Source organism: Vibrio sp. 2304 (genome assembly GCF_033339475.1).
GTDB classification, from domain to species: Bacteria; Pseudomonadota; Gammaproteobacteria; order Enterobacterales; family Vibrionaceae; genus Vibrio; species Vibrio alginolyticus.
The window spans coordinates 35855-59650 of sequence record NZ_JAWOUQ010000008.1; the positions used below are offsets into that span (position 1 = coordinate 35855).

Genomic DNA, 23796 nt, shown 5'->3' on the forward strand with positions numbered 1-23796 from the left:
AAAAGTTTGAGATGGAGATGAGCATATGACGGGGATTCTTGACTCGGTGAATCAGCGTACGCAACTCGTCGGTCAGAACCGATTGGAATTATTGACCTTTCGACTGATGGGCCGACAGCGCTACGGCATTAACGTATTCAAAGTGAAAGAAGTACTACAGTGCCCTAAGCTGACTTCAATGCCAAATCTACACCCTCTGGTTAAAGGTATCGCTCATATCCGCGGCCATACCGTGTCCGTTATTGATTTGAGCCTGGCAATTGGTGGCCGCCCAACCACTGATTTAGATAAATGTTTTGTTGTTATTGCAGAATTTAACCGTACGATCCAAGCATTTTTGGTATCATCGGTTGAGCGTATTATCAATATGCATTGGGAAGCGATTTTGCCACCGCCAGACGGCGCAGGTAAAGCGCACTACTTGACTGCCGTGACAAACATTGACAATGAGCTGGTTGAAATCCTTGACGTTGAAAAAATCCTGGCAGAAATTGCGCCAGTTGATGAAACGATGGATTCCGCTATTGGCGAAGAAATCGCACAAGCAGAACAAGAAAAGCCTATTGTACGCCGCATACTGATTGCTGATGACTCGACGGTCGCGCGTAAACAGGTAGAGCGTGCGATTACATCCATCGGTTTTGAGGTCGTATCTGTCAAAGACGGCAAAGAAGCGTACAATAAGTTGATTGAAATGGCTCAAGAAGGCAATATCTACGATCAAATTTCGTTGGTTATTTCCGATATTGAAATGCCAGAAATGGACGGCTATACCTTAACGGCTGAAATTCGCAGACATGCCGATTTGAAAGACCTTTATGTTATCCTCCATTCTTCATTAAGTGGTGTATTCAACCAAGCTATGGTTGAGCGTGTAGGTGCCAACACCTTCATTGCGAAATTTAACCCAGATGAGTTGGGTAACGCGGTTAAATCTGCATTAACACAATAAAAGAGACATTAATGACTGCTATTACAATCAGTGATCAAGAGTATCGTGACTTTAGCCGTTTTCTAGAATCGCAATGTGGCATCGTGTTAGGTGATAGCAAGCAATACCTCGTGCGTAGCCGACTGAGTCCTTTAGTGACGAAGTTTAAGCTCGCATCGTTATCAGATTTGCTACGTGATGTTGTTACAGGGCGTAATCGAGAATTACGAGTCGCCGCTGTGGATGCGATGACGACTAACGAAACCTTGTGGTTTCGAGATACTTATCCGTTCACGGTTTTAGCTGACAAATTATTGCCAGAAGTAGCGGCAAGCAAGCGCCCAATTAAGATCTGGTCTGCTGCCAGTTCATCGGGCCAAGAACCGTATTCTATTGCAATGACGATCCTGGAAACGCAACAGCGCAAGCCGGGCTTGTTACCAAACGTGTCCATTACAGCCACAGATATTTCGGCAAGTATGCTCGAGATGTGTCGTGCAGGGGTGTACGACAACTTGGCTTTGGGTCGCGGGCTTTCACCAGAACGTCGTCGCACCTTCTTTGAAAATGCGGACGGTGGTCGCATGAAAGTCAAAGATAACGTCAAGCGTTTAGTGAACTTTCGTCCACAAAACTTGATGGACAGTTACGCACTGATGGGTAAGTTCGACATCATTTTCTGTCGTAACGTATTGATTTACTTTTCTCCAGAAATGAAGTCTAAAGTGCTTAACCAAATGGCGAGCAGTTTAAACCCTGGTGGCTACTTGCTGTTAGGGGCATCAGAGTCGCTAACTGGTCTGACTGATAAATTTGAAATGGTGCGCTGTAATCCGGGCATCATTTACAAGCTTAAATAGCGGTATCTCTTCATTGATAGAAAAGCCTGACTTCGTGTCAGGCTTTTTTGTTTGTTACCTTTCTGCGCCGAGCGTTTCATGTATCACTCAATTAGTTGAAGCGCGTTTTTGCCTTGTGCCCTCAACACGGTGTATCTTTATTAAGTGAACAAAGTGATACGACATGACATTCCAGTTACTTTGGCTCACTTATTGCTATTTCAATTCACGGTAACCACTAGGTTGGTGTAATGCTTTAGGTTTTGGCATGCTAATTGCTTTTTGGTTATCAATCACGGTCAGTTCTTAATTGTAGAGGCAAACATGGCTATATCTTTTGACAATGCACTAGGCATCCACCAGCACACGGTGGGCGTACGTGAGCGCAATGCAGAGGTGATTTCCACCAACATCGCACAAGCAAACACGCCTGGTTACAAAGCAAGAGGTTTAGACTTTGCGAAGGAATTGCAAGCGGCAACATCTGGGGCAAGCATTGGTCTTAGTCGCACAGATGGTCGGCATATTCCTGCCACTACAACGTTGGTTGGGGACAAGTTATATCGTCTTCCTACGCAACCAGATACGGGAGATGGCAACACGGTAGACTTGGATTTAGAGCGTAACTTGTTTATGCAAAACCAAATCAGACACCAAGCATCACTCGACTTTCTAGGCAGCAAATTCAAGAACTTAACCAAAGCAATCAAAGGGGAATAATTTAGATGAGCTTATTTAACGTTTTCAATGTGACAGGTTCCGCAATGAGCGCTGAATCCGTTCGTCTGAATACTACCTCAAGCAACTTGGCAAACGCCGACAGTGTCAGTAGCTCTGCGAAAGACACTTACAAAGCGCGTCATGCAGTGTTTGGTGCAGAGTTAAGTAACGCCATGCGTGGCGGTGATACGGTGCCAGTGAAAGTGATGGGTATTGTAGAAAGTGATAAACCGCTGAGTGCGGAGTACAACCCAGACCATCCCCTTGCAAACGAAGAAGGCTACATCTACAAGCCTAACGTCAATGTAATGGAAGAAATGGCAAACATGATTTCAGCTTCTCGTGCATACCAAACTAATGTACAGGTCGCTGATTCTAGTAAACAAATGCTGCTGCGTACGCTGCAGATGGGTCAATAAGGATAAGGGGGTAGCGTATGGCCGGAATTAACAACGTTGGTCAAAGCGGCTTGTCCTATATCGACCAGCTTAAAAGTCTACAAGAGAGTAACAAGAAAGCGGAAGAGAGCACGGGTAAGCAGGACCTAAAACAGGAAGACTTCTTATCATTGCTCACGAAGCAACTGTCTCAGCAAGACCCTTTTAAGCCGGTAAGTAATGACCAGATGATTGCGCAAATGGCTTCATTTGCGACCGTTGATGGCATTGGCAAGATGAACACTCAGTTTGAGAGTTTGAATTCGTCAATGACATCAAATCAAGCGTTACAAGCTTCCTCTTTGGTAGGGCGTGACGTATTGGTCCCAGGAGCAGCAGGTGTGAAGCAGGACGACGCGCCAATGGCGGCAATGGTTAAGCTTTCACAATCTATCGATAATCTGTTTGTTCGTGTAGAGGATGAAGCTGGCCAACTGGTTCGTACCTTTGAGGTAGGGGCGAAACCAGCCGGCGACACGCGTGTGCTTTGGGACGGTAAAGATGAAAGCGGAAATCCACTGCCAGCTGGCAAATACAAAGTGAAAGCGTCTGGCTTAGTTGAAGGGGAGTCGCAAGAGTTCCCAGTATCGACGTATGCCAACGTAAACAGCGTATTGCTTGGCAAAGGTGACGGAAACGTATTACTCAATCTGGCTGGTTTTGAATCGCCAGTTCGACTTGCAGAAGTATTGGAAGTCGGCAAAGCGTAGTCATAGCTCGCTAGATTAGGAGATTTTGGAATGTCATATGTATCTTTAAGCGGTTTGTCCGCCGCCCAACTGGATTTGAATACCACCAGTAACAACATTGCGAACGCCAACACTTACGGCTTTAAAGAGTCCCGTGCTGAGTTTGCTGATGTCTACTCTAACTCTTTATTTACTAACGCAAAAACCACACCGGGTGGTGGTGCGCAAGCAAGCCAAGTGGCACAGCAGTTCCATGAAGGCTCTAGCATTTACACCAACAACCCAATGGATTTGCGTGTTTCGGGGACAGGTTTTTTCGCTGTAGCGAAAGAGCGTCTAACTCCACAACAGAATGAACTGACACGTAATGGTGCATTTCACTTAAATAAAGAAAACTACATGGTGACCGCGAACGACGAGTTCTTATTAGGTTACCAAGTGGACCCAAGCTCTGGTGAGGTTTCTTCATACGAGCCACAACCCATCAATATTCCTGCTGAATTTGGTAAGCCAAAACAAACAGCAAACATTGAAGTGGGTGTGAACTTGCCAGCGAACGGCGATTTGAAAGATCCAACGCAGTTTGATTTTTCAGACCCAGATACATACAACCGTTCAACCTCTTCGACAATTTATGACTCGATGGGTCAGTCTTACAAGCTAACGACGTATTACTTGAAAGATCAGACTCAGCCAAATACATGGAACACTTACTACACCGTGACAGATAAAGAAGGTGAAAAGCCTTTAAATGTTGCGGCTGGTGATGCGCAAACGCCAACAGGTCATGTGGGGCATACCATGAAGTTCAACAACGATGGTACGTTGGCGAGCTTGAACAATGGTCAGCCAATCACTTCTGTTGCTCTGGGTGATCCGGCGACGAACACGACACCAGTCGATATGAATGGTGCCGATCCTGCGCAGACGCTTAACTTCGGCTTAGGCTCAGCAACACAGTTTGCGGCTCCGTTCGAACTGACTAAGTTTGACGAAGACGGTGCAACAACGGGCTTCCTAACCAAAGTTGACTTCGATGAAAACGGCAGCGTATTGGGAACTTACTCAAACGGTGAAAACGTTACATTGGGTCGTGTTGCTCTCGTACGTGTTCCAAACGAGCAAGGTCTGGATAAGAAAGGCGGCACTCAATGGGATTCAACGCAGTTCTCTGGTGACAAGATCTGGGGTGAATCAAACAAAGGCTCTTTCGGTACTATCAACAACGGTATGCTAGAGCAATCAAACATTGATATGACTCAGGAGCTGGTGGATCTGATCTCTGCTCAGCGTAACTTCCAAGCAAACTCACGTTCGCTAGAAGTACACAACCAACTACAACAGAATATCTTACAGATCCGCTAGAGCACTAGCTGGGTCATTCGATACTCTGCTTGAGTAAGCAATGGCGTGTGATTGCTTCTTAGTAATTACCGCTTTGTTCACTTTCATCATGACATTCATCTGATGCTTAGCCTGAATACACCTCACTCAGGCTAAGCATGCTTTGATCTACGATTTGCCGCTGTTGCCGCCGTATGGATCAAAACCTTGCCTCTCGTTACAGTTTTCTGCCTCTATTGACCTCTTTTCATTGTTGATTCTTAATTCAAAGTATTGATTTATAAGTTTGTTTTTGTTTTGGCATAACTATTGCTTTTACTCCGTGTACAGAGAGATTTTTTGGAGTAATTTATGGATCGCGCACTGTTTCTCGCAATGAGTGGCGCCAAGCAAAATATGCAGGCACTACAATTGCGCGCTAATAACTTGGCTAACGTAAGCACGACCGGATTTCGGGCTGATTTAGCACAGGCTCGCTCAATGCAGGCTTATGGTGAAGGCCATCCTTCACGTGTATTCAGCATGACAGAGCGTCCAGGGCATAACTTTGCTCAAGGTAGCGTGATTACAACAGGGCGTGATCTGGATGTGACGATTGAAGGCAGCGGTTGGATATCGGTACTCGATCACACAGGGAAAGAAGGGTTGACCCGTAACGGCAACCTAAAAGTCGATCAAAATGGCATGCTTACCAACGCAAGTGGTCATTTGGTGCTGGGTGAAAACGACGCGCCGATTACTTTGCCTATCCCTCTCTCCAAAATTGAAATCGGTCGGGATGGCACCATCTCTGTACTTCCTCAAGGTGCCCCGGCAGAAGAATTCCAAGCGGTTGATCGCATTAAGCTTGTTAAGCCTAATGATCAAAGCTTGTTTAAAGACACCAATGGCTTATTTCGCCATAAAACTCCAAACCAACCTTACGAAGCAGACGCGACTGTGAGTCTCCAGACGGGAGCGATAGAAGGCAGTAACGTGAATGCCGTAGGTGAAATGACCGCATTGATTGACTTACAACGTCAGTTTGAAATGCAAGTCAAGATGATGAGCACAGCTGAAGAAATGGATAAATCTTCAGATTCACTGCTTCGTATGAGTTAACAGAGTTAGAGGTTCACTATGCATCCAGCACTATGGGTAAGTAAAACAGGTCTAGACGCCCAACAAACCAACATTGCCACGATTTCGAACAACTTGGCGAACGCCTCTACTGTCGGCTACAAAAAGAGCCGTGCAGTATTCGAAGATTTGTTCTATCAGAACATCAACCAGCCTGGCGGCCAGTCATCTCAGAACACGGAACTGCCAAGTGGCTTGATGCTAGGTGCGGGTTCTAAAGTGGTTGCGACGCAAAAAGTGCACACGCACGGTAATGCACAGACAACGACCAACGCACTGGACATGATGGTGGAAGGCGACGGTTTTTTCCAAGTGACATTGCCGGACGGCAACATCGGTTATACCCGTAACGGTCAGTTCACGCTAAATGGTGAAGGCACGTTAGTCACGTCGGGTTCTGGCTACCCTGTAGAGCCTGAAATTGTGATTCCAGAAGATGCGATTTCTATTACTGTCGGTACGGATGGTGAAGTGTCGGTTCGCGTCCGAGGTCAGCAAGACAACCAAGTCGTTGGTCAGCTAACCATTACAGACTTTGTTAACCCGGGTGGCCTAGAGCCAATTGGTCAGAACCTTTACTTACCAACGGGTGCCAGTGGCGATCCACAAGAGGGTGTTCCTGGTTTGGACGGTTTGGGGGAAATTCGTCAATCCATGCTGGAAGCGTCCAACGTGAATGTAACAGAAGAGTTGGTCAATATGATCGAAGCCCAGCGCGTTTACGAAATGAACTCAAAAGTGATCTCGTCAGTCGATAAGATGATGAGCTTCGTTAACCAGCAATTGTAACGATTAAGAGCAAGATTTGAGGAGCTCACGATGAAACGTATTTGCCTACTCGCTTTGATTGCTACGATGTCGGGCTGTGCCATGTTGGAACCGATTGAAACGGATGAAGTGACACAAGCAACCACTGTGGTCGACGCAGTAGAAGGTGATAAATCGAAAGAAGAGAGCAGCGGTATTGTAGATACTTTACGTGGTAGAAGCGATCCGGTTGCTGGCGACCCTGCTTGGGCTCCAATTCATCCGAAAAACAAACCTGAGCATTACGCTGCTGCAACAGGTTCGTTGTTTAGCGCCGAGCACATTACCGATCTCTACGACGATTCTAAACCACGTGGTATTGGCGACATTATTACCGTAACACTTGATGAGACAACCAGTGCGACGAAAAGCGCAAATGCCGATTTATCGAAAACCAATGAAGCGCAAATGGACCCGCTTCAAGTGGGCGGAGAAGAGCTGAAAATTGGCGGAAAATATAATTTCTCTTATGACTTAAACAACTCCAACTCATTTGCAGGTGACTCTTCTGCAAAGCAGAGCAACAGCATCAGTGGTTACATCACTGTTGAGGTGATCGAAGTACTGGCAAACGGCAACCTCGTGATCCGCGGTGAGAAGTGGATGACGCTAAATACGGGTGATGAGTACATACGTTTAAGTGGCACTATTCGTCCGGATGATATTAATTTCGACAACACCATTGCATCAAATCGTGTTTCTAACGCAAGAATTCAATACTCAGGGACTGGTTTGCAACAAGATATGCAAGAGCCAGGCTTCTTGGCACGATTCTTTAATGTAGCGCTATAACAGGCCGTGCTGACGGCAATTTGACTGCAAGAGATAAGTAAGCATGAAAAAACTCCTTTTAGTACTGATGAGCGTTGCTCTGTTTTCTACCGTAGCCCAAGCCGCACGTATCAAAGACGTCGCGCAAGTGGCAGGTGTACGAAGCAACCAACTCGTGGGTTATGGTTTGGTTTCAGGCTTACCTGGTACGGGTGAAGCGAACCCGTTTACAGAGCAAAGTTTCGCCGCCATGCTGCAAAACTTCGGCATTCAGATGCCGCCGGGCACAAAGCCAAAAATTAAAAACGTTGCCGCAGTCATGGTTACGGCAGAGTTGCCGCCTTTCTCTAAACCGGGTCAGCAAGTGGACGTGACTGTCTCTTCCATCGGAAGTGCTAAAAGTTTGCGTGGTGGTACGCTACTACAAACGTTCCTCAAAGGTCTCGACGGTCAAGTTTACGCGGTTGCTCAAGGTAACTTAGTGGTGAGCGGCTTCAGTGCTGAAGGCGCTGACGGTTCTAAAATCGTAGGTAACAATCCAACCGTTGGTCTTATCTCTAGTGGTGCGACAGTAGAGCGAGAAATTCCAAACCCATTTGGTCGTGGTGATTACATCACGTTCAACTTGCTTGAGTCAGATTTCACAACGGCTCAACGTATGGCGGATGCTGTAAACAACTTCCTTGGCCCACAAATGGCGAGCGCTGTTGACGCGACATCAGTGCGCGTGCGTGCTCCTCGTGACGTCAGCCAGCGTGTTGCGTTCTTATCGGCAATCGAAAACCTAGAGTTCGACCCAGCAGATGGTGCAGCCAAAATCATCGTTAACTCTCGCACGGGCACCATCGTAGTTGGTAAGCATGTGCGTCTTAAACCAGCAGCAGTAACGCACGGCGGCATGACGGTTGCGATCAAAGAAAACCTGAATGTTAGCCAACCTAACGGCTTTTCTGGTGGGCAAACCGTAGTCGTACCAGACTCGGATATCGAAGTCAGCGAAGAGCAAGGCAAAATGTTTAAGTTCGAACCAGGCTTAACGTTGGATGATTTGGTCCGTGCCGTGAACCAAGTCGGGGCTGCGCCTTCGGACTTGATGGCAATTTTACAAGCATTGAAGCAAGCTGGTGCCATTGAAGGCCAGTTGATCATCATTTAATGGTTAGGAGGTAGGTATAATGAACAATCCTAACGACATTGGTTTTATCCATGACATCAGTTCTCTGGATACTCTGCGTCAAAAAGCAGTGAAAGAGGGAAAAGATGGCGAGCAAGAAGCATTGCATGCGGCTGCTCGTCAGTTCGAATCGATCTTCACCTCCATGATGTTGAAATCCATGCGTGAAGCCAATGAGGGCTTTGAGTCCAACATGATGAACAGCCAAAACGAGAAGTTCTACCGACAAATGTTGGATGAACAGATGGCGAGTGAATTGAGTTCGTCTGGTTCAATGGGACTGGCCGATATGATTGTTAAGCAATTAACGGCTGGGCAAGGGAACGACAAAAAAGAAACGGCTATGCGTGATGCGGCAAACAATGCTGCGGAATATCGTCGTGTTGACCCGAAAAAAGCGCGCGAGATTGAACAGCGCTTGATTGAGTCTGGTCAGCTATCTCGACCAAGCAATGAACCCATTCGATTCGATTCACCAGAATCCTTTGTTAACTCGATGAAGCCATACGCGGAGAAAGCTGCGAAAGCCTTAGGTGTCGAGCCATCTCTGCTACTTGCGCAAGCCGCTTTGGAAACGGGGTGGGGACAAAAGGTCGTGAAGAACGCGCGTGGCAGCAGCAACAACTTATTTAATATCAAAGCAGATCGAAGCTGGCAGGGTGACAAAGTGACGACTCAAACTTTAGAGTTCCACGATAACACGCCAGTGAAAGAGACGGCAGCGTTTCGCTCCTACTCAAGTTACGAAGACAGCTTTAATGACTTTGTACGATTTTTGAATGACAACCCACGTTACGAGACAGCATTGCAGCAACGCGGGAATTCAGAGTTGTTTATTCGCGGTATCCACAGTGCGGGTTACGCGACCGATCCGAATTACGCAGATAAAGTCCTGCAGGTGAAGGATAAAATCGAAAGTATGTAATGTCTCTGCGACAATTTATGACGTTCTCGAAGGCTTGCCATAGTGCAAGCCTTCACTTTATCTGAACATCTACGCCTTTCTATCACTTGGCACATCTTTTGCTTTTAATGTGTCTAGGTGATCGGTTTTGCCGACTTATATTTCGTTTTCGGGGGCATGTATGGCGTCAGATCTTCTGAATGTAGGTACTCAAAGTGTGCTTACTGCTCAGAGACAATTAAACACCACTGGTCATAACATTTCTAATGTTAATACAGAGGGTTATAGCCGTCAGTCTGTTATCCAAGGCACGAATGATCCGCGCATGTTTGGTGGTTCTACCTACGGCATGGGTGTGCATGTGGAAAATGTTCGCCGCTCGTGGGATCAGTTTGCCGTGAATGAACTGAACCTGTCGTCGACCAACAATGCCAACAAAACGGATACCCAAGACAATCTTGATATGCTCTCTAGCATGTTGAGTTCAGTGGCATCGAAGAAAATTCCCGAGAACCTGAATGAGTGGTTCGATGCGGTAAAAACCATGGCAGATACCCCGAACGATTTAGGGGCACGAAAAGTGGTATTGGAAAAGGCGAAAATCTTCTCTGATACATTAAATGATTTCCACGAAACCGTGCGAATGCAATCTGATGTCACCAATAAAAAATTGGATATGGGCATTGAGCGCGTTAACCAACTTGCGTTGGAAATTCGCGATATTCATCGACTGATGATGCGTACTCCCGGTCCACATAATGACCTGATGGATCAGCATGAAAAGCTGGTTACTGAGCTGTCAGAGTACACCAAAGTTACCGTAACCCCACGCAAAAATGCGGAAGGGTTTAATGTTCATATCGGCAATGGACACACTCTTGTTTCTGGCACGGAAGCAAGCCAGCTCAAAATGATCGATGGCTATCCGGATGTTCATCAAAGACGATTAGCAATGGTGGAAGGGAATGGCATTAAAGCGATCAAGTCTGATGATATGGATGGCAAAATCGGCGCTTTACTTGAAATGCGCGACAAACACATCCCACAACTGCAAGATGAAATGGGCCGTTTAGCGACGGGCTTTTCCTACAAAATTAATCAGCTGCAATCTCAAGGTCTGGATCTCAACGGTAAGATAGGTAAAGACGTATTTACCGACGTGAACTCTGAGCTAGTGGCAAAATCTCGAGTTTTTGCTGCGCCTGACTCCCAAGCTGATGTTGCGGTTTACATCGAGGACATTTCCGCGATCAAAGGTGGTGAATATTCGCTGCGTTATGATGGCGATCAATACAGCGTGACAACACCGAAAGGTGAGCAAATGTCGTTGAACATCGACCGTTCGGATTCGTCATTTGTTCTGGATGGTATGAAAGTGCAAATTGGTGAAGGCCTTGCCGCCGGTGAGCGCGTATTGCTCCGCCCAACGAGAAGTGGTGCAGCCATCATAAAGATGGAAACCAATGATGCAAAAGCTATTGCCGCACAAAGTTATGAAGCCTCAACCACTTTTGCACAAGGTAACGCCAAGTTTAAAATTCGTGAGGCGGGGGATGTTAAAGAGTTTGAGGTTACCGTACAACCAGCCGACGAGAAGCATGATAAGCCGTGGTTAAAGATCACGGATAACAAGGGTAATTTACTATCGGACAAATACTCATACCCGTTAGATGAAGATAACCCGATGATTGAAATCTCAGTGCCGAAAAGCCATCCGCTGTATAAAAACGGCGATGCAACCGTGTTTGAGTTGAGCGAAGGCGCACTGATGAATGATAAATTCACCGCAAACTTGGTGCCTTCTGAAGGTGGTAACGGCAACTTGAGAAAAATGCAGAAGATCCAAACAGACAAGATGATGGATGGAAAATCCAGTACCTTGATCGATGTTTATCATAACCTCAATACTGAAGTTGGACTGAAATCTTCTACAGCAAACCGTTTAGCCTCCGTCGCTCGTTTAGAGCATGAAGCGGCGCAAGAGCGCGTTGCTTCTATTTCTGGCGTTAACCTCGATGAAGAAGCGGCCAACATGATGAAGTTTCAACAAGCGTACATGGCTTCATCACGTGTGATGCAAGCGGCGAATGATACCTTCAATACCATTTTACAACTGAGGTAAGGAGAAGAGATAAGTGCTAACCCGAATTTCTAGTTTCCATAACTATCAGTCCGTACAAAATGATCTGCGTCGTCAAGAGAATAAGGTTCACCACAACCAAGAGCAACTTGCTTCAGGGAAAAAGTTACTGAAACCTAGTGACGACCCCCTCGCTGCGCATTACATCCAAAACATTAGTCAGCAACAAGAACAGCTACAACAATATCTTAGCTCGATAGTGTTGGTGCGTAATCGTCTAGAAAACCACGAAGTTAATATCGCCAATGCGGAGAATTTTGCCGACGAGTCGAAGCGCTTAACGATGGAGATGATTAACGGTGCCTTTTCTGCTGAAGACCGACAAGCAAAGAAGCGTGAGCTAGAAGAGATTGCGAACAACTTCCTTAACTTGGTGAACTCGCAAGATGAATCTGGTAACTACGTGTTTGCTGGCACTAAGCCAAAAAGCCAACCATTTTATCGCGATAAAGATGGTAGCGTGCAATACGCTGGGGACGATTATCAGCGCAAAATGAAAGTCTCCAGCATGCTTGAGATGCCAATGAACGATCCCGGCAGCAAGCTGTTTATGGAGATACCTAACCCATTTGGCGACTATCAGCCGAATTACGATCTACAAAACGGCTCTGAGCTGTTGCTAAACAAAGCTACTAACGTTGACGCTAAGGATGATGCGGCGTATCGCGTGACATTTGTCGATATGAACAACGGCAAATTTGGTTACCAATTAGAGCGTAACGGCAAAGTAGTGGATGCCGATGAGTTTTCACCAGAGAAAGGGATTGAATACAAAGGCCTGAAAGTGCACGTAAAAGGCCAAATTACGCCTGGTGACAGCATTGAGATCGAAAAGCGGGCAGAGTTCAGCATTTTCGATACCTTCAAGGATGCAATGGCATGGTCAGACAAATCGGTTTCGGATACGTCGGCGACTGCTAAATTGCACCAAATGACAGAAGAATTCCACGCTGCTTTTATCCATTTGAATAAAGCGCGTACAGATGCCGGTGCTCGATTGAGTACGCTGGATATCCAAGAGCAAAATCATGAAGACTTTAATTTGTCTCTGGCAAAAGCGAAGAGCAACTTTGAGGACTTGGATTACTCCAAAGCCGTGATCGAGTTCAGTGAAAACTCGCGAGCGTTACAGGCATCGCAACAAGCATTCGGTAAGACCAAAGATCTAACGTTGTTTAACTACATCTAGTATGACACTCATACACATTGTCTGATTTTGATGCCTTATGTGCAAAGCCTTAAGCGCGATAAGTCGACGTAACCTGAGAGTCTGAGATGTCATGCGGCACGATTTTACCCAAAGCGGCAATGATGCGGGAGGCAAGTCGGGCGGCAACAGGGCAGCGTTCAATACCCTTGGGCTAAGATGAGTCTGACAAACCGGAAATAGCTTAATGATAAAGCTAACTTATTGTTTATTTGATTCTTTTAAAAGTAGTTAAATAATTTACGCAAGTTGGCACACAAATTGTATTGAAAATATCAGAACAGATTTAGAGATTCTAAACCCTGCGTTTAAGGCAGATTTAGCAAGTAACTTTTACGGTCAGTGCTTATCCAAATGAGAGTAAAGCTGGCCGCTTCGCAAAAGCTTGCGAACTCAACAGGAGAGCAAAATGGCTGTAACAGTTAGTACTAACGTCTCCGCGATGACCGCGCAGCGTTACCTAAACAAAGCGACTGATGAATTAAACACGTCGATGGAGCGCTTATCTTCAGGACATAAGATTAACAGTGCAAAAGATGATGCGGCAGGTCTACAGATCTCTAACCGCTTAACTGCACAGTCTCGTGGCCTAGATGTCGCAATGCGTAACGCGAACGATGGTATCTCGATTGCACAAACCGCTGAAGGTGCGATGAATGAGGCAACCTCTGTCATGCAACGAATGCGTGACCTTGCGATTCAATCATCGAACGGTACTAACTCTCCAGCTGAGCGTCAGGCGATCAACGAAGAGTCAATGGCATTGATTGACGAGCTAAACCGTATTGCAGAAACCACTTCATTTGGTGGTCGTCGTCTATTGAACGGCTCATTCGGTGAAGCAGCATTCCAGATTGGTGCGAGCTCAGGTGAAGCCATGATCATGGGACTCACCAGCATTCGTGCGGACGATACTCGCATGGGCGGTGTGACCTTCTTATCTGAGAACGGTAAAGATAAAAACTGGAGCGTTGACCCAGCTAAATCTGACTTGAAGATCACGCTACCAGGTATGGGTGAAGACGAAGACGGCAATGTTGATGATCTAGAAATCAACATTAATGCCAAAGCGGGCGACGACATCGAAGAGCTTGCCACTTACATTAATGGTCAGTCTGATATGATTAATGCGTCTGTAAGTGAAGATGGCAAGCTGCAAGTTTTTGTCGCGCACCCAAACGTTCAGGGCGAGATTTCCATTTCTGGTGGATTAGCATCTGAGCTTGGCCTGAGTGATGAACCTATCAGAACGTCAGTACAAGATATTGATATGACCACGGTACAAGGTTCTCAAAACGCGATTTCTGTGCTGGATTCGGCACTGAAATACGTAGACTCGCAACGTGCAGACTTAGGTGCGAAGCAAAACCGTTTGAGTCACAGCATCAACAACTTGGCGAATATCCAAGAAAACGTTGACGCATCGAACAGCCGAATTAAAGATACAGATTTTGCGAAAGAAACCACGCAAATGACCAAAGCACAAATTTTGCAACAAGCAGGTACATCGATTCTTGCTCAAGCGAAACAGTTGCCAAACTCTGCAATGTCACTATTGCAGTAGTTTACTTAGCCTGTACTCAATACATTCAGACGTGGATGGGAATGCAGGCTTTTGGCAAGCAACTTTACAATAGAATGAGCGGCTCTCTCATCTCTCACCTGCCAATCATTTTCAATGTAAAGTTGCACTCGGTATGCCGGAAATGTGTTCATTTCTCTTGATCTCCACATAGGCTCTGGCGACCAACCTAGCCCCAGTTCTCTCAAAGGAAAAGGGGCTTTTTCTTTTCTAGTTTTCACGTCTATCGTCTGCGAACTTACCTTTAATTGTTTCCTTTTGCTGGTTTTCTATACAATTTAGCCCTCTCGGCTCGATTTGTGGAAACTTGAGCACTTTTTCTTACTTTTCTTCAATTTTATTAGCTAAATCTCGCAATGTTATTTTTTTAAACTTTTTTCTAAAGCTTCTGAATTTGGTGTCGTTAATAGAGGTAACTTTGAGAGAACTACTTGGTTTTCCGAGACGTCGGAAGCCGCTACACCGGAAAATCAATTGGAGAAATCACCATGGCAGTGAATGTAAACACTAACGTATCAGCGATGACCGCTCAGCGTTACCTAAACAACGCAAACTCAGCTCAACAAACTTCTATGGAGCGTTTGTCTTCGGGTTTCAAAATCAACAGCGCAAAAGATGACGCTGCGGGTCTGCAAATCTCGAACCGTTTGAACGTACAAAGCCGTGGTTTGGATGTAGCGGTTCGCAACGCGAACGACGGTATCTCGATTGCACAAACTGCTGAAGGTGCAATGAATGAGACCACTAACATTCTTCAACGTATGCGTGACTTGTCTCTGCAATCAGCAAACGGTTCAAACTCGAAAGCAGAACGTGTTGCGATTCAAGAAGAAGTGACCGCACTCAACGACGAACTAAACCGCATCGCAGAAACAACCTCTTTCGGTGGTAACAAGCTGCTAAACGGTACCCACGGCGCGAAATCGTTCCAAATCGGTGCGGATAACGGCGAAGCGGTAATGCTTGAGCTAAAAGACATGCGCTCAGACAACAAAATGATGGGCGGTGTAAGCTACCAAGCAGAAAGCGGTAAAGGTAAAGATTGGAACGTTGCCCAAGGCAAGAATGACCTAAAAATCAACCTAACGGACAGCTACGGCCAAGAGCAAGAAATCAACATCAGCGCAAAAGCGGGTGACGATATCGAAGAGCTTGCGACTTACATTAACGGCCAAACTGACCTAGTGAAAGCCTCAGTAGACCAAGACGGTAAACTGCAAATCTTCGCTGGCAACAACAAAGTTGAGGGCGAGGTCGAGTTTTCAGGCGGTCTATCTGGTGAACTAGGCTTAGGCGAAGGCAAAAAAGTAACAGTAGATACTATCGACGTAACCTCAGTTGGTGGCGCACAAGAATCTGTTGCTATCATCGATGCGGCACTGAAATACGTAGACAGCCACCGCGCAGAGCTAGGTGCATTCCAGAACCGTTTCAACCACGCAATCAGCAACTTGGACAACATTAACGAGAACGTGAATGCGTCGAAGAGCCGTATCAAAGATACAGATTTCGCGAAAGAAACGACGGCAATGACCAAATCACAAATTCTATCGCAAGCGTCAAGCTCAATCCTTGCGCAAGCGAAACAAGCGCCTAACTCAGCGCTAAGTCTGCTAGGTTAATCAATTAAACAAAGCAAGAAACCAAAGCCAGGCTCATCCCTGGCTTTTTGCTTATTGGCTATAACGATTCAGATGTGTCCTGACATTATGTTCGATAAGGCATTCATATCGATTAGATGATCTCTTTAAATTCCAATGTTTCTGCGATGGTGGCGCAGAGACACCTGAGTCAAGCAGCTGCGCAAAATGTTGAGTCACAACGCAACCTAACTTCGGGGTTTCGAATCAACTCGGCGAGCGATGATGCGGCAGGTTTACAGATATCGAATACTCTCCATGTACAAACGAGAGGGCTTGATGTCGCCTTAAGAAATGCGCACGACGCTTTTTCTGTTGCTCAAACAGCGGAGGGAGCATTGCACGAAAGCAGTGACATATTGCAACGCTTACGCTCTCTGGGGCTTCAAGCAGCAAACGGCAGTTATGACTCAAGTGATCGGCAAAGTATTCAATATGAGGTCGTAGCGCTGCAAGATGAGCTTGATCGTGTCGCGATCACGACAACATTTGCGGATAAAAACCTGTTTGATGGATCTTACGGTTCACAAAGTTTCCATATTGGCGCGAACGCTAATTCAATCTCTTTGACGTTACGTAACATGCGTAGCCATATCCCAGAGATGGGAGGGCAGCATTATGTTGGTGATGCGGTCGATAAAGATTGGCGAGTCACTAAAGATAACCAAACCCTAAAAGTCGAATACCAAGACAGTAAAGGGCAAACCCAAACGGAATCGATTGGACTCAAATTGGGTGACCGTATAGAACAGGTCGCCACTTACATCAATGCTCAACAATCGATAGTGAATGCTTCAGTAACGGAAAACAACGAACTGCAATTCTTCGCTTCTACGATGAAGGCGCCAGAGGGTGTGGTTCTCGAAGGGAGTTTAGCGGATGAGCTTGATGTGAGCGCTGGTCAATTAGTCACAATGGATGACATTGATATGTCGACGGCAGGTAAGGCTCAGCTTTCAGTTGGAGTGATTGATGCAGCAATTAAGTACGTTGATTCGCACCGAAGTGAAATTGGCAGCTTTCAGAACCGTGTAAACGGCTCGATGGATAACTTAAATACTGTGAATCGGAGTGTTACAGAGTCCAAGAGTCGAATAAGAGATACAGACTTCGCAAGAGAATCTACAGAAATGGTGCGTTCTCAAGTGCTCCAAGATGCGACAACTGCATTACTCGCTCAAGCGAAGCAAAGGCCGAGCTCAGCACTAGGCTTGCTCAGTTGAACGTGTTTCAGCGATGCACATCGCTCAGAAAAAAGTCAGATAATAAAAAACGCTGCCATTGGCAGCGTTTTTTTCGTGTTCGATTAAGTAAAAATTACTTAGTTACACGTAGAACTGGAGTTTCACCAACAGTTACAGAACCAGAAAGCTTGTTTAGCTCTTTGATTTCGTCCATGTTAGAGATAACAACTGGAGTTAGCGTTGACTTCGCTTTCTCTTCTAGAAGAGCTAGATCGAATTCAATTACAGTGTCGCCAGCTTTAACAGTTTGACCTTCTTCAGCGATACGCGTGAAGCCTTCGCCTTTTAGTTCAACTGTGTCGATACCGAAGTGAACGAAAAGCTCAACACCGTCGTCAGACTCGATAGAGAACGCGTGATTAGTTTCGAAGATCTTACCGATAGTACCGTTTACAGGAGCTACCATTTTGTTGCCTGCTGGCTTGATAGCAATACCGTCACCAACGATTTTCTCAGCGAAAACAACATCTGGCACGTCTTCGATGTTTACAATCTCACCAGAAAGTGGCGCGATGATTTCGATAGCACCAGCGTCAGCGCTGTCATCAGATACAAGCTTCTTAAGTTTGTCAAACAGACCCATTGTGTCATGCTCCTAAGGTTTGGTTTTATTCTGTCGAATTATAGTATACCAATATAGCTCATTAGACGACTTTTTTCGCCGTCTAATGGCCATTAAGTATTGAATTACTTGGTACTACCGATTACTGAGCTTTCTCAGCAATAAACTTTTCTACCACGGCTTCGATTTCTTCTGCTGTCGGTAGAGAAAGGGCTTCTTCAGCCATTGCTTTCACTTCTGCGAAGTTAGAGTTACGAACTACTTTCTTCACTTTAGGGATTGAAATGCCGCTCATTGAGAACTCGTCCAGACCCATACCTAGAAGTAGAAGTGTTGCACGCTCGTCACCTGCAAGTTCACCACACATACCAGTCCATTTACCTTCTGCGTGAGAAGCGTCGATAACTTGCTTGATCACTGTAAGTACAGCTGGTGATAGTGGGTTGTATAGGTGAGAAATCATCTCGTTACCACGGTCAACCGCTAGCGTGTACTGAGTTAGGTCGTTTGTACCGATAGAGAAGAAAGACACTTCCTTCGCTAAGTGGTGTGCGATCGCAGCAGCAGCAGGAGTTTCAACCATAACACCGATTTCGATGTTTTCGTCGAACGCGTGGCCTTCAGCGCGTAGCTCTTCTTTGTACTCTTCGATCGCTTTCTTAAGCTCACGGATTTCTTCGACAGAGATGATCATTGGGAACATGATACGCAGTTTGCCGTGTGCAGAAGCACGTAGAATGCCACGTAGCTGATCACGAAGGATTTCACGACGATCTAGACTGATACGTACAGCGCGCCAGCCTAGGAATGGGTTCATCTCTTTTGGAAGATCCATGTATGGGAGATCTTTATCGCCGCCGATATCCATAGTACGGATGATCACAGCTTGACCGTTCATTGCTTCCGCAACTTCTTTGTACGCTTGGTACTGTTCTTCTTCAGTTGGTAGCGCAGTACGGTCCATAAATAGGAATTCAGTACGGTACAGACCAACACCTTCACCGCCGTTACGAAGGATACCGTCACAATCTTTCACTGTACCGATGTTACCGCAAACTTCTACACGGTGACCGTCAGTCGTTTCTGCGTGTAGGTCTTTCAGTTTCGCTAGCTCTTCTTTTTCAGCTAGGAATGCTGCTTTAACCGCTTTCGCTTCTTCTAGCTCAGCTTCTGATGGGTTGACAACAATCTTGTTGTTCATTGCGTCAAGAATCAGCATGTCGCCATTCTTAACTTTCTTCGTGATGTCGTTAGTACCAACGATAGCTGGAAGCTCAAGTGAGCGAGCCATGATTGAAGTGTGAGATGTACGACCGCCGATGTCACAAGCAAAACCAAGCACGTAGTCTAGGTTAATTTGTGCAGTTTCAGATGGCGTTAGGTCGTAAGCAACAAGAATTACTTCTTCGTTGATATCGCTAAGCGAAACAATGTTGATGCCTAGTGCGTTCTTAACAAAACGAGAACCGATATCGCGGATGTCAGTTGCACGCTCTTTTAAGTATTCGTCGTCTAGAGACTCAAGAGCACATGCTTGCTCTTCGATCACTGAGTGGATAGCGTGATCAGCAGTCATCTTGTCGTTTTTGATAAGTGCTAGGATTTCCTCTTCTAGCTCTTCGTCTTCAAGAAGCATGATGTGACCTTCAAAGATCGCTTCTTTTTCTTCGCCAAACGTTTCAAGCGCTTTTTGCTTGATAGTTTCTAGCTGAGCTGCAGATTTGTTACGAGCGTCAAAGAAACGCTGAACTTCAGCTTCTACTTGATCGTCAGAAATAGTGTTTGTGTTTAGGACAATTTCATCTTCTTGAAGTAGTAGTGCTTTACCGATTGCAATACCAGGAGATGCTAGGATGCCTGAAATCATAGCCTTACCTTAAGTTTGGTCAACTTTATAAAACGGGAGAATAATGGGTGCGCTAACGAATAGTTTTAGCTTAGTTTTGAGCCTATTTCCAACGAAGCCATTTTGCTTTCACAAAATGGCTTCTGGAGTAGGAGACCGGATTAGTGTAGTTGGTCCATTAGAGCAACTAGGTGGTCAACTGCTTGCTGAGCTTGTGGGCCTTCAGCAGAAATAGTAACTTGAGTACCTTTCACTAGGCCTAGTGTTTGTAGTTTGAACAGGCTCTTAGCGCTAGCGCTTTTACCGTTAGAAGTCACAGTGATGTCTGCGTCGAATGCTTTTGCTTCTTTAACAAACTGTGCAGCTGGACGAGTGTGAAGGCCGTTTTCTGCTGTGATTTCTACTTGCTTCTCGTACATGTGATATACCCCAATAAATGTATTTTTTTGTTAGTTTGTGACCAGATTTTAGCTTAACTGCTTTACATCTTGTGCGCTAGCACGGGAAGAGTTCAAAGCGCGTCAGTTCTGATACTAGTCAAAAGTTTGGTAACTACGCAACTGTTTGCGTGCGTAATCACTTTGAAACCTTTTTGTGTTCTGCTTCTTTATTTTGAAGCTAGAAATAAAACACCCTGATATTACCAAAGGTAGGGCAGGGATCAACAAAAAAGCCCCTAAACGGGGCTTTTTTAAACTAAAAATTGATTTGAACACATATTATTGTTGGTTCTCTTTTTCGGTAAAGATACCTGCAAAGAGTGCTGTACTTAGGTAACGCTCACCGGAACTTGGCAAGACAGTTACAATTGTTTTTCCTTCAAATTCAGGTAGTTCCGCAAGTCGGTTCGCTGCAACAACCGCTGCACCAGATGAGATACCAGCTAGGATACCTTCCTCTTCCATTAGGCGACGAGCCATCTCAATCGCTTCTTCTGAGGTAACTTGCTCAACACGGTCAATAATGTCTAAATCGAGGTTACCAGGGATGAAACCAGCACCGATACCTTGAATTTTGTGTGGGGCAGGCTGGATTTCTTCGCCAGCAAGTGCTTGTGCAATAACCGGAGACTCTGCTGGCTCAACTGCAACAGAAGTGATGGCTTTGCCTTTTTCACCTTTGATGTAACGGCTAGTACCTGTAATAGTACCGCCCGTACCAACACCAGCAACGAATACGTCGATTTCACCGTCTGTCGCTTCCCAAATCTCAGGGCCCGTAGTCTTTTCGTGGATTTCTGGGTTCGCTGGGTTGTCAAATTGTTGAAGAAGTAGGTACTTCTCAGGGTTGCTTGCTACGATTTCTTCTGCTTTAGCAATCGCCCCTTTCATGCCTTTCGCCGCTTCAGTCAGCTCAAGGTTCGCGCCTAGTGCTTTTAGTAGCTTACGGCGTTCTAGGCTCATTGATTCAGGCATGGTCAATGTTAGCTTGTAACCGCGAGCAGCCGCTACGAATGCTAGAGCAACACCAGTGTTACCACTGGTAGGTTCTACAAGCTCTACACCTGGCTTAAGAAGGCCCGCTTTCTCTGCTTCCCAAATCATGTTTGCACCGATACGGCACTTAACACTGAAGCTAGGGTTACGCGCTTCAATTTTTGCGAGAACTTTGCCTTTACTTACTTTGTTTAGACGAACGAGAGGTGTATTACCAATAGTAAGAGAGTTATCTTCGTAGATTTTGCTCATAGTGATGTTCCTTCATTACACGTTGTGTGAATATGGATAGAAGAATATGCGGTATGAAAAAAAGGGAAAAGGATTAAAAAGTTATATCTTATTAGGTTGGCCCAGAACTTGATAAAAGAAAAGGGAAAAGCTGGCGCTGATCCCTTTCCTTAATCTCTAATCGACTATCGTTGGTGCTTAAACTCCGCGACCCACATAGCGGTTGCACCACATATTGCTACAGGCATGACAATGAGGTTCAAAATTGGGATCGTCGTAAACACAGACACCAATACCCCAAAGCCATAGGCCTTACCTTGCTTTTGTTTCAATTTGTAACGCATGTCGTTAAATGGGATTTTATGGTTATCAAACGGGTAGTCACAATATTGAATCGCGAGCATCCAGGCGGTAAAGATAAACCATAAAAATGGGCCTACTGTTTGTCCAAGGGCAGGGATGAGCAATAATAGGAATAGGCCTATTGCTTTAGGTAAAATGTAAAGGAGCTTTCTCCACTCACGAGCTAAAACGCGAGGAACATCTTTCAGGACGGCAGTGAAACCATCATCATTTACTTTTTGTCCCGTTAAGTACTCTTCCACTTTTTCAGCCAAGAGGCCATTGAATGGCGCGGCGATAAAGTTCGCGAGCGTGCTGAAAAAATAGGAGAAGGTAGCGAGTATCGTCAGAGCGAGTAAAGGCCAAAGAATGTAAGTTAACCAGGATAAAAACTCAGGCAGCTGCCCAATCCAGCCTTCTATCCATATATTAAGGTTTGAAAATAGATAGAAGATGGCACCACCTACAAGCAAGATATTTGCAAGTAGAGGTAAGATGACAAAGCGCCTGATTTTAGGGGCAAGTGCCAATTGTATCCCGTATAGAAAATAACCGAACCCGGTTCTCTGCTGATTGTTTTGCTTCATGTCTATTTTGGCTTCGTGTAAATGAAAACTCATTGTACCTGTGAGGACTTTTCTTTCAATGCCCTGACAAATGACGTCTTGTTAAGTGGAATCGTGGCAAGAATCACAACAAAAAACGGAACTTCTTGCATTAAGTTGTTCTAAATCTACATATAGTTTTGGTAAAGTAAACGTATCATTCAGATTTATTGCACTTGGGTTGCTGCTCAAGGAACTGCGAGTAGTAAAAACAAGTATATTGAGAGTAAATAATGCAGGAATTGCGATTCGTACTCATTGTTGTTGGCGCATTAGCCATCGCGGCATTACTGTTTCATGGTTTATGGAGCAGTAAAAAAGAAGGCAAAGCAAAGTTTGGTAACAAGCCACTTGGTAAGCTGGATGTTGACCAAGAAGACAAAAATGATCTTGTTGAGAAAGAACGAGACTTCGCTCCCGCTCCTGAAGATGACTTTGAGATCATTCGCAAAGATCGCAAAGAACCAGATTTTGGGATGGCGAATTCTTTCGACAACAAGTTTGAATCTGACCCGTTATTCGGTGGCCCATCTGAAGTCAAACAGACGCAGCAAGAGCCGGATGACATCCCTTCATTTGTTGCAGAAAAAGATAAAGAAGAGGACGTTGAGCCTGTTGTTCAAGCAACAGTAGCTGAAGAGCCATTCCAGCCCGCTGTGGAAGAAGACGCTATTCCCGCCGCGTTTGATATTACGGAGAAAGAACAGCAAGTCGAAACGGTTAGTGAGCCTGTCGTTGCAGAGCCTAAGGAAGAGCCAAAGCTAGAACCTGAAATGCAAGTGATTGTATTGAATGTGCACTGTGCTGGTGAAGAGCCATTTGTTGGTACTGCTTTATTTGAAAGTATGCAACAAAACGGTCTAATTTATGGCGAGATGGATATTTTCCACCGTCATGTCGACTTGTCCGGTAACGGCAAAGTGCTGTTTAGCGTCGCTAATATGATGCACCCTGGTACGTTTGAACATGCTGATCCTGCTGAGTTTACAACGAAGGGTATTTCATTCTTCATGACATTGCCTTGTTATGGCGAGGCTGAACAGAACTTCAACTTAATGCTCCGAACTGCGCAGCAAATTGCTGATGATTTAGGTGGTAACGTACTTGATGACCAGCGCAACTTAATGACGCCAGATCGTTTAGCATCTTATCGACGTCAAATAGTTGAGTTTAATGCCGCTAACGCATAATCTTAACAGCAAATAATAATAGGGCTCCGGATGGAG

At 45.5% G+C, this 23796-nt stretch carries 22 protein-coding genes; 17 read left to right on the forward strand and 5 right to left on the reverse strand.

Features of this window, described 5'->3' with window-relative positions; translation table 11 throughout:
• Positions 1 to 25 precede the first annotated feature (25 nt).
• The 16 genes from R7P64_RS16145 (at position 26) to R7P64_RS16220 (ending at position 17527) form a co-directional block, all read left to right on the forward strand.
• Positions 26 to 952 carry a chemotaxis protein CheV gene (locus R7P64_RS16145; protein WP_005382022.1) on the forward strand — a complete coding sequence of 309 codons (927 nt, stop codon included), beginning with the start codon at positions 26 to 28 and terminating at the stop codon, positions 950 to 952.
• Positions 953 to 963: 11 nt separating this feature from the next.
• Entirely contained in the window at positions 964 to 1791 is an 828-nt protein-coding gene (locus R7P64_RS16150; RefSeq protein WP_005382024.1) for a CheR family methyltransferase, read from the forward strand.
• A 303-nt stretch (positions 1792 to 2094) separates the two neighbouring features.
• A complete protein-coding gene (flgB, locus tag R7P64_RS16155; protein WP_005382026.1) occupies positions 2095 to 2490 on the forward strand; it encodes a flagellar basal body rod protein FlgB in 396 nt (131 codons plus the stop codon).
• 5 nt (positions 2491 to 2495) lie between these two features.
• On the forward strand, positions 2496 to 2909 hold the full coding sequence (flgC, locus tag R7P64_RS16160) for a flagellar basal body rod protein FlgC (protein WP_005393132.1): 414 nt from the start codon (positions 2496 to 2498) through the stop codon (positions 2907 to 2909).
• A 17-nt stretch (positions 2910 to 2926) separates the two neighbouring features.
• Positions 2927 to 3637: a flagellar hook assembly protein FlgD gene (flgD, locus tag R7P64_RS16165; RefSeq protein ID WP_005382029.1), complete on the forward strand. Its 711-nt coding sequence runs from the start codon at positions 2927 to 2929 to the stop codon at positions 3635 to 3637.
• A 30-nt stretch (positions 3638 to 3667) separates the two neighbouring features.
• On the forward strand, positions 3668 to 4981 hold the full coding sequence (flgE, locus tag R7P64_RS16170; RefSeq protein WP_005382030.1) for a flagellar hook protein FlgE: 1314 nt from the start codon (positions 3668 to 3670) through the stop codon (positions 4979 to 4981).
• A gap of 330 nt (positions 4982 to 5311) precedes the next feature.
• Positions 5312 to 6061, forward strand: coding sequence for a flagellar basal-body rod protein FlgF (gene flgF, locus R7P64_RS16175; RefSeq protein WP_005382031.1), 750 nt, complete (start codon positions 5312 to 5314; stop codon positions 6059 to 6061).
• An 18-nt stretch (positions 6062 to 6079) separates the two neighbouring features.
• On the forward strand, positions 6080 to 6868 hold the full coding sequence (flgG, locus tag R7P64_RS16180; RefSeq protein WP_005382032.1) for a flagellar basal-body rod protein FlgG: 789 nt from the start codon (positions 6080 to 6082) through the stop codon (positions 6866 to 6868).
• A gap of 30 nt (positions 6869 to 6898) precedes the next feature.
• Complete coding sequence (flgH, locus tag R7P64_RS16185; RefSeq protein WP_017634834.1) at positions 6899 to 7678, forward strand: flagellar basal body L-ring protein FlgH; 780 nt, start codon at positions 6899 to 6901, stop codon at positions 7676 to 7678.
• A gap of 43 nt (positions 7679 to 7721) precedes the next feature.
• The gene (locus tag R7P64_RS16190) at positions 7722 to 8813 is read left to right on the forward strand and encodes a flagellar basal body P-ring protein FlgI (protein ID WP_005393118.1); all 1092 of its coding nucleotides are present in this window, start codon (positions 7722 to 7724) and stop codon (positions 8811 to 8813) included.
• A 16-nt stretch (positions 8814 to 8829) separates the two neighbouring features.
• Entirely contained in the window at positions 8830 to 9756 is a 927-nt protein-coding gene (gene flgJ, locus R7P64_RS16195; protein ID WP_318123734.1) for a flagellar assembly peptidoglycan hydrolase FlgJ, read from the forward strand.
• Positions 9757 to 9916: 160 nt separating this feature from the next.
• The gene (gene flgK, locus R7P64_RS16200) at positions 9917 to 11857 is read left to right on the forward strand and encodes a flagellar hook-associated protein FlgK (protein ID WP_132937036.1); all 1941 of its coding nucleotides are present in this window, start codon (positions 9917 to 9919) and stop codon (positions 11855 to 11857) included.
• 13 nt (positions 11858 to 11870) lie between these two features.
• The gene (gene flgL, locus R7P64_RS16205) at positions 11871 to 13064 is read left to right on the forward strand and encodes a flagellar hook-associated protein FlgL (protein ID WP_005382037.1); all 1194 of its coding nucleotides are present in this window, start codon (positions 11871 to 11873) and stop codon (positions 13062 to 13064) included.
• Positions 13065 to 13491: 427 nt separating this feature from the next.
• Positions 13492 to 14646, forward strand: a complete 1155-nt coding sequence (locus tag R7P64_RS16210; protein WP_005382038.1) for a flagellin — start codon at positions 13492 to 13494, stop codon at positions 14644 to 14646.
• Between the two features lie 506 nt (positions 14647 to 15152).
• Entirely contained in the window at positions 15153 to 16286 is a 1134-nt protein-coding gene (locus tag R7P64_RS16215; RefSeq protein ID WP_005382039.1) for a flagellin, read from the forward strand.
• A 116-nt stretch (positions 16287 to 16402) separates the two neighbouring features.
• Complete coding sequence (locus tag R7P64_RS16220; RefSeq protein ID WP_137281775.1) at positions 16403 to 17527, forward strand: flagellin; 1125 nt, start codon at positions 16403 to 16405, stop codon at positions 17525 to 17527.
• A 94-nt stretch (positions 17528 to 17621) separates the two neighbouring features.
• Here R7P64_RS16220 and crr read toward each other — a convergent pair whose 3' ends face one another.
• From crr to cysZ, 5 genes are all read right to left on the reverse strand, one after another.
• Complete coding sequence (crr, locus tag R7P64_RS16225; protein WP_005382041.1) at positions 17622 to 18131, reverse strand: PTS glucose transporter subunit IIA; 510 nt, start codon at positions 18129 to 18131, stop codon at positions 17622 to 17624.
• 121 nt (positions 18132 to 18252) lie between these two features.
• Entirely contained in the window at positions 18253 to 19977 is a 1725-nt protein-coding gene (gene ptsI, locus R7P64_RS16230) for a phosphoenolpyruvate-protein phosphotransferase PtsI (protein WP_005389298.1), read from the reverse strand.
• Between the two features lie 140 nt (positions 19978 to 20117).
• On the reverse strand, positions 20118 to 20375 hold the full coding sequence (locus tag R7P64_RS16235; RefSeq protein ID WP_005382043.1) for an HPr family phosphocarrier protein: 258 nt from the start codon (positions 20373 to 20375) through the stop codon (positions 20118 to 20120).
• 300 nt (positions 20376 to 20675) lie between these two features.
• Positions 20676 to 21644: a cysteine synthase A gene (gene cysK, locus R7P64_RS16240; protein WP_005382045.1), complete on the reverse strand. Its 969-nt coding sequence runs from the start codon at positions 21642 to 21644 to the stop codon at positions 20676 to 20678.
• Between the two features lie 164 nt (positions 21645 to 21808).
• Positions 21809 to 22552 carry a sulfate transporter CysZ gene (gene cysZ, locus R7P64_RS16245; RefSeq protein ID WP_025998633.1) on the reverse strand — a complete coding sequence of 248 codons (744 nt, stop codon included), beginning with the start codon at positions 22550 to 22552 and terminating at the stop codon, positions 21809 to 21811.
• Between the two features lie 251 nt (positions 22553 to 22803).
• Between cysZ and zipA the strand changes: the two genes are divergently transcribed.
• A complete protein-coding gene (gene zipA, locus R7P64_RS16250; RefSeq protein WP_137281777.1) occupies positions 22804 to 23760 on the forward strand; it encodes a cell division protein ZipA in 957 nt (318 codons plus the stop codon).
• Positions 23761 to 23796 lie beyond the last annotated feature (36 nt).

Bases quoted from the DNA above. Each gene is read 5' to 3' on its own strand.
- R7P64_RS16145 (WP_005382022.1), top strand. From the start codon at position 26: ATGACGGGGATTCTTGACTCGGTGAATCAGCGTACGCAACTCGTCGGT.
- R7P64_RS16150 (WP_005382024.1), top strand. From the start codon at position 964: ATGACTGCTATTACAATCAGTGATCAAGAGTATCGTGACTTTAGCCGT.
- flgB (WP_005382026.1), top strand. From the start codon at position 2,095: ATGGCTATATCTTTTGACAATGCACTAGGCATCCACCAGCACACGGTG.
- flgC (WP_005393132.1), top strand. From the start codon at position 2,496: ATGAGCTTATTTAACGTTTTCAATGTGACAGGTTCCGCAATGAGCGCT.
- flgD (WP_005382029.1), top strand. From the start codon at position 2,927: ATGGCCGGAATTAACAACGTTGGTCAAAGCGGCTTGTCCTATATCGAC.
- flgE (WP_005382030.1), top strand. From the start codon at position 3,668: ATGTCATATGTATCTTTAAGCGGTTTGTCCGCCGCCCAACTGGATTTG.
- flgF (WP_005382031.1), top strand. From the start codon at position 5,312: ATGGATCGCGCACTGTTTCTCGCAATGAGTGGCGCCAAGCAAAATATG.
- flgG (WP_005382032.1), top strand. From the start codon at position 6,080: ATGCATCCAGCACTATGGGTAAGTAAAACAGGTCTAGACGCCCAACAA.
- flgH (WP_017634834.1), top strand. From the start codon at position 6,899: ATGAAACGTATTTGCCTACTCGCTTTGATTGCTACGATGTCGGGCTGT.
- R7P64_RS16190 (WP_005393118.1), top strand. From the start codon at position 7,722: ATGAAAAAACTCCTTTTAGTACTGATGAGCGTTGCTCTGTTTTCTACC.
- flgK (WP_132937036.1), top strand. From the start codon at position 9,917: ATGGCGTCAGATCTTCTGAATGTAGGTACTCAAAGTGTGCTTACTGCT.
- R7P64_RS16210 (WP_005382038.1), top strand. From the start codon at position 13,492: ATGGCTGTAACAGTTAGTACTAACGTCTCCGCGATGACCGCGCAGCGT.
- R7P64_RS16215 (WP_005382039.1), top strand. From the start codon at position 15,153: ATGGCAGTGAATGTAAACACTAACGTATCAGCGATGACCGCTCAGCGT.
- R7P64_RS16220 (WP_137281775.1), top strand. From the start codon at position 16,403: ATGATCTCTTTAAATTCCAATGTTTCTGCGATGGTGGCGCAGAGACAC.
- crr (WP_005382041.1), bottom strand. From the start codon at position 18,131: ATGGGTCTGTTTGACAAACTTAAGAAGCTTGTATCTGATGACAGCGCT.
- ptsI (WP_005389298.1), bottom strand. From the start codon at position 19,977: ATGATTTCAGGCATCCTAGCATCTCCTGGTATTGCAATCGGTAAAGCA.
- R7P64_RS16235 (WP_005382043.1), bottom strand. From the start codon at position 20,375: ATGTACGAGAAGCAAGTAGAAATCACAGCAGAAAACGGCCTTCACACT.
- cysK (WP_005382045.1), bottom strand. From the start codon at position 21,644: ATGAGCAAAATCTACGAAGATAACTCTCTTACTATTGGTAATACACCT.
- cysZ (WP_025998633.1), bottom strand. From the start codon at position 22,552: ATGAAGCAAAACAATCAGCAGAGAACCGGGTTCGGTTATTTTCTATAC.
- zipA (WP_137281777.1), top strand. From the start codon at position 22,804: ATGCAGGAATTGCGATTCGTACTCATTGTTGTTGGCGCATTAGCCATC.